This window comes from Streptomyces sp. NPDC014764, assembly GCF_043082785.1.
In the GTDB taxonomy this organism is placed as follows: Bacteria; Actinomycetota; Actinomycetes; order Streptomycetales; family Streptomycetaceae; genus Streptomyces; species Streptomyces althioticus.
The window spans coordinates 204,150-216,322 of the sequence record NZ_JBIBXY010000004.1 but is presented as its reverse complement, the minus strand read 5'-3'; the positions used below and the strand labels follow the sequence as shown (position 1 = coordinate 216,322).

The following is a 12,173-nucleotide window of genomic DNA, read 5'->3' as shown; positions in this document are numbered from 1 at the left end:
GTCGGGGCTTGCCACCCCCCTCCCCGCATGGGGGAGGATGGCGGGATCCGTACGAAGGGAAATTCACGGTGACCATCGACCCGTCCTCGATTCCGAATTTCGGGGGCCAGCAGCCCGAGCCGCAGCCCCAAGGACCGGCGGGCCCCGTCGTCCCGGATCAGGACCTCGTGAAGCAGCTCCTCGACCAGATGGAGCTCAAGTACGTCGTCGACGACGAGGGTGACCTCGCGGCGCCGTGGGAGCAGTTCCGCACGTACTTCATGTTCCGTGGGGAAGGCGACCAGCAGATCTTCTCCGTCCGGACGTTCTACGACCGGCCGCACCAGATCGACGAGAAGCCCCAGCTGCTCGAGTCCGTCGACGACTGGAACCGCCGCACGCTGTGGCCCAAGGTGTACACGCACACCCATGACGACGGCACGGTCCGTCTCATCGGTGAGGCCCAGATGCTGATCGGCATGGGCGTCAGCCTGGAGCACTTCGTCTCCTCGACGGTCAGCTGGGTGCGGGCCGCCATCGAGTTCGACAAGTGGCTCGTCGAGCAGCTCGGCCTGGAGCAGGAGATCAACGACGCGGACAAGCCCGACGACGACGCGTAAGCGCCCTCGCGCGCGAGCGGCGGCGCCGGCCAGGCGCACGCCGTAGGAGCCCGGCCCGGCCCGGAGGCCGGCCCACGTGGCCGGCCGCGGGACCGGGCTCTCCCATGTCCGGCTTCCGGCCCGCCACGCCCGCCTATCCTTGGGGACATGACAGCCCAGCCCGCCCCGCGTGACGACGACCGAGGTGGCCTGCGCGCCTCCCACGACGACCGGGAGGCGGTGGTGGAGCAGCTGCGTGACGCGGCGGCCGAGGGACGCATCGACCTCGACGAGCTGGACGAGCGGCTGGAGCGGGCGCTCACCGCGAAGACCTACGCGGAGCTGGACGCCCTCACCGCGGACCTGCCGAGGCCGCCGGCCCCCGCCGACCTGCCGCCCCTTGAGCTCGCGGGCGGCTACTACGGGGCGTCCCGCGGCCCCGGGCCCTGGGACGTCCCCGCGCGGGTGATCGCCCGCGGCGGCCTGGCCGGGGTGAAACTCGACTTCAGCCGCGCCGAGTGCCGCTTCCCCGAGGTCACGGTGGAGGCGTACGGGGAGTCGGCCGGCGTCGTGATCGTCATCCCCGACGGCTGGGTGGCCGACACCGGCGCCGTGAAGTCCGGCCTGGGGGGCCTGAAGGACACCACGACCCCGGACCGCCTCCCCGGCACCCCCCTGATCCGCGTCGTCGGCTCCGGCGGCATGGCGGGCGTGGTGGTCCGCCACCCGAACCGGTGGGAGCGGCGGAAGCTGGCGAACGACCGGGCCTGAGGCCTTTCGTTCGGCTCAGGCCGTGTCAGTGCCGGGGCGCGGCCATGGACGCGAGGTAGGTGAGGGCCTGCGCGCTGCGGCTGCCCGGTTCCGCCGACCCCACCAGCAGTTCCTGGCCGGGCGCCGCCCGTACGTCGAAGCTTTCGTAGGTCAGCTCGATGCGTCCGGCCTCGGGATGGACGAACACCTTGAACGCCCGCGCGAGACCGGCGGCCTTCTGGTCGTCCCAGAGGGCGCGGAACTCCGCCGACTCCTCCCGCAGTTCCCGGACCAGCCCGTCGATCTCCGGGACGTCGCTGAAGCGGGCCGCGTTCAGACGCAGCGCGTACACGGTCGCGCTGGTGACCAGCCGCCGGTCCGGGAAGACGTCGCGGGCCCGCGGGTGGGTGAAGAGGATCCGCGGCATGCTGGTCTCCCCGTCGAAGGGGGACAGGAGGGCGTCGGCCAGCACGTTGGTGGCCAGGATGTCGAACGCGGGTCCCAGGACGTAGGCCGCGGCGTGGGGGAAGGCGTCGAGCAGACGCAGCAGGTCGGGGTGCACCTGGTCGCGCGGGCTGCCGACCTCGGCCAGGGGGCTCAGCCCTGCCAGCCGGTGCAGGTGGACACGCGCGTCGGCGTCCAGCCGCAGTGCCCTGCCCAGCGCGCCGACGACCTGCGGCGAGGGGTGGGTCTCCCGGCCCTGCTCCAGTCGCACGTAGTAGTCGGCGCTCACCCCGGCCAGCACGGCGACCTCTTCCCTGCGCAGGCCCTTGACCCTGCGTGTGCCGCTGCCGGCGGGGAGCCCGACGTCGGACGGCTCCAGGCGGGCGCGGCTCGCGCGGAGGAAGTCTCCGAGTGACTGGGCGGACGCACGGTGCATGAGGCCGACGGTACTGCGCGGCGGACGCGGCAGCCTGGGTGCCGCGCACCCAGGCTGCCGCGGCCTTCCTGCGCACGAGCCCGGCGGGTGGACTGATGCCGGTGGCCGTCACCACGCGCCACCTCGTGCACACGAAGGAGATCACCCTCATGCCTGCGTCCACCCCCCTGGAGAAGAAGGTCGTCCTGATCACCGGGGCCAGCAGCGGCATCGGCGAGGCCACGGCCCGTCACCTGGCCGCCGCGGGCCATCACGTCATGGCCGGGGCCCGTCGTACGGACCGGCTGGCGGAGCTGGCCCGGGAGGTGCGCGGGGCGGACGGCGCCCTGGACCACCGCGCGCTCGACGTCACGCGGCGCGACAGTGTCGAGTCGTTCGTCGACGCGGCACTCGACCGGTACGGCCGGATCGACGTGCTGGTGAACAACGCCGGCGTGATGCCGCTGGCGCCGATGGCGGATCTCCGCGTCGAGGAGTGGGACCGGATGATCGACGTCAACGTGCGGGGCACGCTGTACGGCATCGCCGCGGTGCTGCCGAGGATGCGTGAACAGGGCGGCGGGCACATCGTCAACATCGCCTCGGTGGCCGGTCACCGCGTGGACCCGACCGCGGCGGTGTACTGCGCCACCAAGTACGCGGTGCGGGCCCTCTCGGAAGGGCTGCGCCAGGAGAGCCGCGACATCCGCGTCACGGTCGTCAGTCCCGGTTTCACCGAGAGCGAGCTGCTGGACCGTGGCGGCGCCGTCGAGGCGCAGGCGGCGGCGCGCGCCGCCGCACGGCAACTGGCCATCCCGGCGTCCGCCGTCGCCGAGGCGATCGGCTTCGCCCTCGATCAGCCGTCCACCGTGGACGTCAACGAGATCGTGGTCCGCCCCACCGTCCAGGGCTGACCCGCGGGCCGGGGACCGACGGGCGGCGGGACCGGACCGGGTACCGGCCCCGGCCGGATTCCGCGGCGGGTCGGCCCGCCGGCCGCACCGACAGGGGCAAGCTCCCCGTGCCCCTGGCCGTCACCGTCGTCCTCCGCACCCTCACCGCGGCCTGACGGGCGCGCCGGGCGGCTCCAGCGCGCACTCCGCCCACACCGTCTTGCCCACGGGCTCACGAGGCTCCCAGCCCCAGCGCTCCGCCAGGACGTCCACCAGGAGCAGGCCCCGGCCTGACTCGCCCTCGGGCGGCACCAGGGGCGTGGCCAGGGGAGGCCGCCTGTCCGCGGCGGCGTCCGCGACCTCCGCGCGGACCAGGCCCGCCGTCCCGTCCAGCATCAGCCTTACGCCGAAGTCCCGGCCCGGGACGCGTCCGTGCCGTACGGCGTTCGCTGCCAGCTCCCCGACGATCAGCGCGACGGTGCACGACACGTCCGACGCCGGCGGGTGTCCCCACCCCTCCAGACACCGCACGGCGAACCGCCGGGCGAGCCGCGCGCCGTGCGGCGAGGAGGGGAACTGCGCTGCGGCCGTGAGGGCGAGGGGTTCTGTGAGCATGGCGCGGTCCATCCTTGTCCGTAAGCGTTTTGTCACGTTCCGTGTTCAGGATTCGTCGGCCCGCCCTACTCTCAAAAGGGGATGCGGGCTTACCTTTCAGGGCATAAGGAACGGAAGTGACGCTTTGGCCAACGGAATTGACCCCAGTACGTCGATGGCCGCGCTGTTCGGCGCGCGGGTGCGGAGACTGCGGACGGCGGCCGGACTCACGCAGGCCGAACTCGGCGGGCTGACCCATGTGGTGAGCACCCGGATCACGCAGATCGAGCGGGCGTCGGGGGCGAGACCGACGCTGGAGCTGGCCCGGGCCCTGGACGCGGCGCTCGGTGCGGATGACCTGCTGGTCGAGCTGTGGCCGTACGTGTACCGGGAGGCGTTTCCGGACTGGTCGCGGAAGTTCATGGAGTACTCGGAGCGGGCGGTGGCCGTCCGGCAGTACGCGGCGCATGTGGTGCCGGGTCTGTTGCAGACGGAGGAGTACGCGAGGGCGGTGCTCAAAGTCGGCCGAACGCTCAGCAATGAGGCGCAGCTGGAGGAGCGGGTCGCCCTCCGCATGGGACGGCAGGAACGCCTCGGCGCACCGGACCGGCCGGAGCTGTGGGTCGTACTTGATGAGGCGGTGCTCCGGCGCCTGGTCGGCGGGTTGCCGGTGATGCGCGACCAGTTGGCGCGGCTGCTCGCTTCGGCGACGGAGCCCCACATCACCGTGCAGGTGCTGCCGTTCGATCAGGGAGAGCACGAAGTCATGGGCGGCTCCCTGACGGTTCTCACCATGCCGGACGGCAGGGAGGTGGCCTACACGGAAGGCGCGCACCACGGTCAGCTCGTCGAAGAACCGGACGAGGTCGCGAGTCTCGCGCTGACCTACGATCGGCTGCGGGCGGCAGCTCTGCCCCCGCTCATGTCGCTCGACATGATCCGATCCGTGAGGGAGGACAACCACCGTGGAGCGAACGTCCCGTCCCGATCTGAGCGTCGCCGTGTGGCGCAGGAGCAGCTACAGCAATCAGGAAGGGGGCGACTGCGTGGAGGTGGCCGACGGCCTCCCCGGCATCGTCCCCGTGCGTGACAGCAAGGCCCCGCAGGGGCCGACCCTCCGCTTCGAAGAGGCCTCCTGGGCGGCCTTCATAGGCGACTTGAAGTCCCCCCGCTCCTGAGCCGGTCCGGGCCCACCGATCCCTCGTCCGCGAGGGTCCGGTGGGCCGCTGGCCCCCCCAAAGAACCGGGAGAAAGAACTACCCGCCCGCCCACCCTCCCCGCCGGACGGCGGCGCTTCACTCGTGCGAGTGACCGGCTTGCAGGGGCGGGACACGGGCCGTTACGTTCGCCGCGACAACCGCAAGAAGTGAGGCGCGCCGCCTCCTCCTCCAGTACCTGGCGCCGCTTGCAGAAGGCGAAGCGGGCGCGCCCATGTCCTGATGCAGCGGTAGTGAGCTGTTGTGTACACGTGGCACACTTGGTACTCTGGGGTGCATGACACAGCCCCTGCCCATAGAGTCGATCCGCGATGTCCGGGCACACTTGGCCGAGGTCGTGGAGCGGGCGGACCGTGACGACGTGCCTACCGTCATCACCCGGCGCGGCAAGCAGGTCGCCGCTGTGGTGTCCATCGAGGTGCTGCGCAAGTACCAGGAGTGGGAAGAGCGCGAGATCAACCGGATCATCGACGAGCGCATGACCAACCCGGCACCCGGCATCCCGATCGAGGACATCATGAGGGAGACGCTGGCGCGCAGTGAGTAAGTACCGCACCGTCTTCCGAGCCGAGGCTCAGGACGAACTCCGCAAGGTCCCGCGAGACATGGCCCTCCGCATTTTGGCCAAGCTGACTGAGCTGGAGAACGACCCGACGGGACTCAACACCACGGCCCTCGTCTCCCAGCCCGACCGGCGCCGCCTACGGGTGGGTGACTACCGGGTGATCTACACAATCGACAACGGCGAGCTGGTGGTGTGGGTCGTACACGTCGGGCATCGCTCCACCGTTTATGACACCTGAGCGCTCCTGACATCGGCCAGAATGGTCAGCACCGATCCCAGGTCCTGGGGTACCTGCGTGTCACGCGCCGGGATGCGCCCGACCTGATGCTGACCATGACCATTCGTGGGGGTCAGCGCGCGAACGCCTTGCGGAGCCGTTCGGCCGCGTCTGTCAGCACCTCGGTGCGCTTGCAGAACGCGAACCGCACGAACGGGGCGCCCTGCTCGCGGTGGTCGTAGAAGACCGCCGTGGGGATGGCGACGACGCCCGCGCGCTCCGGGAGGGCGCGGCAGAAGGCGATGCCGTCGGACTCGCCGAGGGGGCGGATGTCGGCGGTGACGAAGTAGGTGCCGGACGGGCGGTAGACGGCCAGTCCGGCGTCCTCGAGGCCCGCCGCGAGGATGTCCCGCTTGGCGAGCATGTCCGCGCGGAAGTCCGTGAAGTACGACTCGGGCAGGGCGAGCGCCTCGGCGACCGCGTACTGGAAGGGCCCCGCGGAGACGTAGGTGAGGTACTGCTTGGCCGAGCGGACGGCCGTGACCAGCTCGGGGGAGGCGGTGATCCAGCCTACCTTCCAGCCGGTGAAGGAGAACGTCTTGCCGGCGCTGGAGATGGTGACCGTGCGGTCCCGCATGCCGGGGAAGGACGCCAGCGGGACGTGCTCGGCGTCGTCGAACACCAGGTGCTCGTAGACCTCGTCGGTGACGACGAGAAGGTCCCGCTCGACGGCGAGCTCGGCGATGGACGCCAGCTCCTCGCGGGTGAGGACCGTGCCGGTCGGGTTGTGCGGGGTGTTGATCAGCAGCAGCCGGGTGCGGTCGGTGACGGCGTCACGCAGCTCGTCCAGGTCGAGGCGGAAGCGGCCTTCGCTCGGGCGGAGCGTGACGGGGACGCGGGTGCCGCCCGCCATGGCGATGCCGGCCGTGTAGGAGTCGTAGTACGGCTCCAGTGCGATCACCTCGTCGCCCGGCTCGACCAGCGCCAGCAGGGAGGCGGCGATCGCCTCGGTGGCGCCGGCGGTGACCAGCACCTCCGTGTCGGGGTCGAAGGACAGGCCGTACCGGCGCTGCTGGTGGGCGGTGACCGCGGTGCGCAGCTCGGGGACGCCGGGGCCCGGCGGGTACTGGTTGCCGCGTCCGTCCCGCAGCGCCCGCACGGCGGCCTCCCTGACCTCCTCGGGGCCGTCGGCGTCGGGGAATCCCTGCCCGAGGTTGATGGCCCCGGTGCGCAGGGCCAGCGCCGACATCTCGGCGAAGACCGTCGTCCCGAACTCCGCGAGGCGACGGTTGAGAAGAGGACGATCACTGGAGGTCATGCGCCCCATCCTCCGCCGGATCGGGGACGTCCTCAAGCACGGCCGGACCGACGCGTCGCCTCACCCGGCGCTCGCGTCCGGCCGGCCTCCCCGCCCCAGGCGCCGGCCCGGTTCCCGGCGGGAAACCTCTGGAGTTGCTCAACTCTGCTTTGGCCCGGAAGCGGGGAGGGCATGTCCCGGTCACACCGTGAGCCGGGCACCCACGGGGGGATGCCACGGGGGACCACGGGGACACGGAAGGAGGGTGACGCCATGTTCGTCGGCATCATCCTGGTCGTCGGATTCGTCCTGCTCGTGACGTTCGCCGTGCGGGCGTCCCGCGGCTCCGCAGCGGGCTCGGGGAGCGGCGGCAGCCACTCCGGCGGCCACTCCGGTGGCTGGTGGGCCGGGGACGGGGGGAACAGCGGGGGCTGTGGATCGTCCTCCGGCGGAGGCTCGTCCTGCGGAGGCGGGTCGTCCTGCGGAGGGGGCGGATGCGGCGGTGGAGGCAGCTGACACGGGGCAGCGCGGCTCCACTTCGGGAGAACGCATCCGCGGCAGCGGGGTCCGCATCTGGGGCGGGCCCCGCTGTGGTGTCTCAGGCGGTGGTGAACCTTCCGGTTCCGGTTGGCGCGTTGTGCGCCGGGGTGCGTCGAAACCGGGGGCGTACGCCGTAGTTGAACACGTGAGCTGTGGAGCCCCCGAGGGGATGGAAAGCCCACGAAGTTGGGTAAAAACGCTGTGGTGGCGGCACAGTTCATGATTCCCTATAAATCAACCAGCGCAGCCATCGGATCTCCCCGCGGACCCTCCTCCGGCCGGGTGACCGGGCTGACGGGCCGAGTCCCCCGTCCCCGGGGTGCGCGGACCCGAATCTCCCCCTGTGTGCTTGCGGAGCCGATCCATGCTCACGACCCTGAACACCGCCTATTCAGATACGCGCGCCGCCGATCTCGCCTGGGCTCTGGGCCGCGAGCCGCTTCCGGCGCTGGCCACCCTCGACCTGGAACTCCAGGGCGCCAAAGTCCAGTTGAGACTGCTCGGCGCCTCCCACCAGGTGCTGCTGGAGGAGGAGCGGGGCCTCTGCTCCGAGACGGTGGCGTGCATCCCGGGCTGCAGCACGCCCCTCCCGCTCGGCGTGGCCAAGCGGGTGGACGACTGGGAGTACGAGTTCGCCGCCCGGGTGGAGGAGCTCCCTCCAGGGGCCTTCGCCGGCCGGGCGCAGGAGCTGCTCGCCCTGGTCTCCGACCACCCGCAGGGCCTGGCCGGGGTGTTCCCCGGGAGCCCGCACGCGTTCACCGCCATGCTCGCCCGCTGTCACGAGGGCCAGTTCCACTGGCGCACCTGGCACGCCTACCCGCAGGACGGCCAGCTCGTGGCCACCCGGACCCGGGTCGGAGCGCGCGTCGCCGCCCACGCCGGGGCCGTGCGGGCGTAAACAAATATCACGCGTGTGGGTGACGTTGTGCGATGAGTGCGTGACGTAACGTCCCTGGGGTGATCGATCGGCAGGCCCCCGTCCCGCCCGGCGCCACGCAGACCTTGGACGGTCCGGACGGCCCCCGGGCAGACGCCCCGGGTGACGCGGGGAGCGTGATGCCGCTGCCCGTGCGGCAGGGCACCGGGCGGTGGCTGGTCCTCGCCGGGGTGTTCGTCTGCGCGGCGTGCGGACTGGTGTACGAGCTGGAACTCGTCGCGCTCGCCACGTACTTGATGGGCGACTCGGTCGCCCAGACCTCCGTCGTGCTGTCGGTGATGGTCTTCGCCATGGGCATCGGCTCGCTCGCCGCGAAGCGGCTGCGGCGGCACGCGGCGGCCGGGTTCGGCGCGATCGAGGCGGCCCTCGCGCTGGTCGGCGGAGGCAGCGCGATGGCGCTGTACGCGGTGTTCGCCTGGACCGGAGACTGGGGCGGGATGTGGGCCAACGGCCCGCACTGTCTGCTCGTCGCCTTCTCCCTCGCCACGGGGCTGCTCATCGGCGCCGAGGTGCCGCTGCTGATGGAGCTGATCCAGCGGATCCGGCGGCAGGACGCCGGCGGCGCGGTCGCCGACCTGTCCGCCGCGGACTACGTGGGCGCGCTGGTCGGCGGACTCGCCTTCCCCTTCCTCCTCCTGCCCCTCCTCGGCCAGTTGACCGGCGCCCTCATCACCGGCGCGGTCAACGCCGTCGTCGGCGGCGCGCTGGTCCTCGGGCTGTTCCGGCACGACCTCGGCCGGCGCGCCCGCCGCCTGCTGCTCACCGCCAACATCTGCGTGCTCGCGCTTCTCGCCTCGGCGGCCGTCCTCGTCGACGACTTCGAACGCGCCGCCCGGCACGCGCTGTACGGCCCCGACGTACGGGTCGCCGTCCACACGGACGTCCAGGAGGTGCTGCTCACCGGCGGGCGGGACGGACGGCCGCTCAACCTGTTCCTCGACGGGCGGCTGCGGGTCAGCGGACGCGACGAACTCCGCTACCACGAGGCCCTCGTGCACCCGGCGATGACCGGGCGCCACGCGCGCGTGCTGGTGCTCGGCGGGGGCGACGGGCTCGCCGCCCGCGAGGTGCTGCGCCATCCCGGCGTCCGGCGGGTCGACGTCGTCGAGCTGGACGCGGGCGTGGTGCGGCTGGCCCGCACCGACCCCGCGCTGTCCCGGCTCAACGCGCACTCCCTCGACGACCGCCGCGTCCACGTGGTCACCGCCGACGCCTTCGACTGGCTGCGGACCGCGCCCGCCGGGGCGTACGACGTGGTGGTGTCCGACCTGCCGCACCCCGGGATCACCGCCAGCACCAAGCTGTACGCACAGGAGTTCTACGGGCTGGCCCGGCAGGTGCTCGCACCGGGCGGTCGGCTCGTGGTGCACGGAGGCGCGGTGGAGTCCCGGCCCCGTGACTTCTGGACCCTCGACGCCACCCTGCGCGCGGCCGGCCTGCGCACCACCGCGTACCGGGTGCGCGGACGGCAGGCCGGGTACGCGGCCGGACCCGACCGGGGGCCTGCGGACACGGCCCGCGCCCACCGCGACTGGGGGTTCGTGCTGGCCGCCGAGCGGCACACCCCGCGGCCCCGCCTCGACCCGGCCGGACCCCGGCCCCGTACGCTCACGGACGCGTCCCTCGCCGCGGACGTCCGAGCGGCGGAACGCACCCGGGTACCCGGACTTCCGCCGTCCACCCTGGTCCACCCCCGGTACAGCGACTGACGCGCCGCGACTTCCCGCGGACGGGGGTGCGGTACGGCGTGGCGTGGGTAGGCTCCGCACTCATGGAGCACGAGGTGTTCGTTCCGGTCGAGGCGCAGCGGCTCAGGGAGGTGCTGGACGACCCCGCGCGGGTCGCCCGGGCGGTGCCCGGGCTCCAGCACGACGCCGGTGCGGAACCCGTCACCGGACGGCTGAAGGTACGGATCGGCGGCTCCTCCATCACCTATCGCGGGTCGGTACGCGTGTCGGCGGGGGACGACGGCGTCTACGTGGTCGAGGGCGAGGCGTCCGAGTCCCGGGGCGACGGGACGGTCCGGCTGTCCCTGCGGCTGAACCCGCGCCCCGTCGACGCGGGCACGGCGCTCGCCGTCACGGGCACCGCCACGGCGGACGGCCGCGTCAAGGACCTCCCGCAGGACGCGGTCACCTCGGCGGTCGTCCGCCTGCTGACCCGCTTCGCGGAGAACCTGGCAGCGGCGACGAAGGAGGGCGCGGTCCCGCCCGAGTCCGAGGACGCGGTCCCGCCCGAGTCCGAGGACGCGGTCCCGCCGGAGTCCCCGGAACAGCTCGCGGCCGGCGACTTCGAACCCGGCGTCACGACGGACTTCGAGACGACCCCCGACGCGGAAGACGCCCCTCCGCCACCACCGCAACAGCCGAGCGACGCCGCCCCGGACGAGCAGCCGGGCCCGGCGACGGCCCCCGGCCCGAGCGCCGAGGGCGGTCCCGCCGCGGGCACCACGCCCGCCCAGGAGAGCGCGTCCGGCCCCGGGACCGAGTCAGGATCGGACGCCGTGCCCGGCCCCGGGACCGAGCCGGGGCCGGAAGCCGCGTCCCCTCCGGACGCCGGGTCCACCCCCGAGCCGGAGAGCCCGGACGCCGGTGCGGTCCCGGCGACCCCCGAGCCCTTGGACGCGGAGTTCACGGGCGGCATCGACGGGCGGCCCCTCCCCGGGGACGACGATGACGACTCCCTCGCGGAGGCCGCGCACGCGCGGCGGACGATGATCGGGCGCAGTGCCGAGGAGGTCGACCACGCACCCCCGCGCGGCCGCTACGCCCCGGTCCCGGCCCCCCAGACGGTCAGCTCCTCCGCCCCCCTCCGCTGGGCGGCCCCCGCAGCGGCCCTGGCGGTCGCCTCGGCCGTGGTCGCCATCCGGGCCCTGCGCCGCCGGCGCTGACGCCCTCTCCCCCGCACGTGGGTGATCGTCCCGTTAGGGTCGAGGTGTGAGTGACGAACACATCACGCTGACCGCGGGTGACGCGGAGGTGGACGTGCTGCCGGGGAACGGCGGACGGGTCGGGGGGCTGCGCCTCGGGGGTGTGGAGCTGCTGCGGCAGGGAGAGCGGTTCGGGTGTTTCCCGATGGTCCCCTGGTGCGGACGGCTGCGCGACGGACGGTTCCGGGACGGCGCCGCCGTGCGGCAGATGCCGCTGAACGCGCCCCCGCACGCCATCCACGGCACCGCGCGCAACGCCCCCTGGCGCACCGCGCGCAAGAGCACCGACGAGGCCGTGCTGACGTACGACCTGACCGACCCGTGGCCGTACCCGGGGCGGGTCACCCAGCAGGTGTCGCTCACCGAGGACGCCCTGACGCTCACCATGAGCGTCGAGACCTACGGCTCGTCGTTCCCCGCGCAGATCGGCTGGCACCCGTGGTTCCTGCGCAACCTCGGCGGTGAGGACGTGACGATCGGCTTCGAGCCCGCCTGGCAGGAGGAGCGCGGCGAGGACCACCTGCCCACGGGACGCCGTATCGACCCGCAGCCCGGCCCGTGGGACGACTGCTTCGGGATGCCCGAGGGCGTGGACGTCACCCTCACCTGGCCGGGGCAGCTCCAGCTGAAGGTCACCAGCCGCGAAGAGTGGGTCGTGGTCTACGACGAACAGGACGAGGCCGTCTGCGTGGAGCCGCAGACCGGGCCGCCGGACGGGCTGAACACCCACCCGCGCCTGGTCACACCGCTGGAGCCGCTGGAGGCCTCCACGACCTGGACCTGGACCCGGCTTTAAG

At 72.8% G+C, this 12,173-nt stretch carries 14 protein-coding genes; 11 read left to right on the top strand and 3 right to left on the bottom strand.

Translation table 11 applies throughout. From position 1 onward, the window contains the following. Window positions 1–68: 68 nt before the first annotated feature. Window positions 69–599 (top strand): YbjN domain-containing protein, encoded by a 531-nt coding sequence (locus tag ACF1AG_RS12855; protein WP_048457056.1) that lies wholly within the window; start codon window positions 69–71, stop codon window positions 597–599. 147 nt (window positions 600–746) lie between these two features. Beyond that, on the top strand, window positions 747–1,349 hold the full coding sequence (locus ACF1AG_RS12850) for a DUF1707 domain-containing protein (RefSeq protein WP_359607072.1): 603 nt from the start codon (window positions 747–749) through the stop codon (window positions 1,347–1,349). A gap of 25 nt (window positions 1,350–1,374) precedes the next feature. Here the strand turns inward: ACF1AG_RS12850 and ACF1AG_RS12845 are convergent, their stop codons facing one another. Further along, entirely contained in the window at window positions 1,375–2,208 is an 834-nt protein-coding gene (locus ACF1AG_RS12845; protein WP_359607070.1) for a helix-turn-helix transcriptional regulator, read from the bottom strand. A gap of 149 nt (window positions 2,209–2,357) precedes the next feature. Between ACF1AG_RS12845 and ACF1AG_RS12840 the strand changes: the two genes are divergently transcribed. After that, a complete protein-coding gene (locus tag ACF1AG_RS12840; protein WP_391809736.1) occupies window positions 2,358–3,101 on the top strand; it encodes an SDR family oxidoreductase in 744 nt (247 codons plus the stop codon). A gap of 141 nt (window positions 3,102–3,242) precedes the next feature. Here the strand turns inward: ACF1AG_RS12840 and ACF1AG_RS12835 are convergent, their stop codons facing one another. Beyond that, window positions 3,243–3,695, bottom strand: a complete 453-nt coding sequence (locus tag ACF1AG_RS12835) for an ATP-binding protein (protein WP_359600251.1) — start codon at window positions 3,693–3,695, stop codon at window positions 3,243–3,245. A gap of 154 nt (window positions 3,696–3,849) precedes the next feature. Here ACF1AG_RS12835 and ACF1AG_RS12830 point away from each other — a divergent pair, with 154 nt between their 5' ends. The 4 genes from ACF1AG_RS12830 (at window position 3,850) to ACF1AG_RS12815 (ending at window position 5,694) form a co-directional block, all read left to right on the top strand. After that, window positions 3,850–4,764 (top strand): helix-turn-helix domain-containing protein, encoded by a 915-nt coding sequence (locus ACF1AG_RS12830; RefSeq protein ID WP_391809735.1) that lies wholly within the window; start codon window positions 3,850–3,852, stop codon window positions 4,762–4,764. Next, the gene (locus ACF1AG_RS12825; protein WP_359600247.1) at window positions 4,721–4,852 is read left to right on the top strand and encodes a DUF397 domain-containing protein; all 132 of its coding nucleotides are present in this window, start codon (window positions 4,721–4,723) and stop codon (window positions 4,850–4,852) included. Before ACF1AG_RS12830 ends, ACF1AG_RS12825 begins: the two co-directional genes overlap by 44 nt. A 316-nt stretch (window positions 4,853–5,168) precedes the next feature. Next, the gene (locus ACF1AG_RS12820) at window positions 5,169–5,438 is read left to right on the top strand and encodes a type II toxin-antitoxin system Phd/YefM family antitoxin (protein ID WP_093544945.1); all 270 of its coding nucleotides are present in this window, start codon (window positions 5,169–5,171) and stop codon (window positions 5,436–5,438) included. Next, the gene (locus ACF1AG_RS12815) at window positions 5,431–5,694 is read left to right on the top strand and encodes a type II toxin-antitoxin system RelE/ParE family toxin (RefSeq protein ID WP_359600245.1); all 264 of its coding nucleotides are present in this window, start codon (window positions 5,431–5,433) and stop codon (window positions 5,692–5,694) included. Before ACF1AG_RS12820 ends, ACF1AG_RS12815 begins: the two co-directional genes overlap by 8 nt. Window positions 5,695–5,806: 112 nt before the next feature. Here ACF1AG_RS12815 and ACF1AG_RS12810 read toward each other — a convergent pair whose 3' ends face one another. Beyond that, the gene (locus ACF1AG_RS12810; protein ID WP_391809734.1) at window positions 5,807–7,000 is read right to left on the bottom strand and encodes a pyridoxal phosphate-dependent aminotransferase; all 1,194 of its coding nucleotides are present in this window, start codon (window positions 6,998–7,000) and stop codon (window positions 5,807–5,809) included. An 874-nt stretch (window positions 7,001–7,874) separates the two neighbouring features. Here ACF1AG_RS12810 and ACF1AG_RS12805 point away from each other — a divergent pair. The 4 genes from ACF1AG_RS12805 to ACF1AG_RS12790 all read left to right on the top strand — a co-directional run bounded on the left by ACF1AG_RS12805 (window position 7,875) and on the right by ACF1AG_RS12790 (window position 12,172). Further along, window positions 7,875–8,408 (top strand): DUF2617 family protein, encoded by a 534-nt coding sequence (locus ACF1AG_RS12805; protein WP_391809733.1) that lies wholly within the window; start codon window positions 7,875–7,877, stop codon window positions 8,406–8,408. A 59-nt stretch (window positions 8,409–8,467) separates the two neighbouring features. Further along, window positions 8,468–10,156 carry a polyamine aminopropyltransferase gene (locus tag ACF1AG_RS12800; RefSeq protein ID WP_391809732.1) on the top strand — a complete coding sequence of 563 codons (1,689 nt, stop codon included), beginning with the start codon at window positions 8,468–8,470 and terminating at the stop codon, window positions 10,154–10,156. 62 nt (window positions 10,157–10,218) lie between these two features. Beyond that, the gene (locus tag ACF1AG_RS12795; protein WP_391809731.1) at window positions 10,219–11,337 is read left to right on the top strand and encodes an SRPBCC domain-containing protein; all 1,119 of its coding nucleotides are present in this window, start codon (window positions 10,219–10,221) and stop codon (window positions 11,335–11,337) included. A gap of 46 nt (window positions 11,338–11,383) precedes the next feature. Next, window positions 11,384–12,172: an aldose 1-epimerase gene (locus ACF1AG_RS12790; RefSeq protein ID WP_359600238.1), complete on the top strand. Its 789-nt coding sequence runs from the start codon at window positions 11,384–11,386 to the stop codon at window positions 12,170–12,172. Window position 12,173 lies beyond the last annotated feature (1 nt).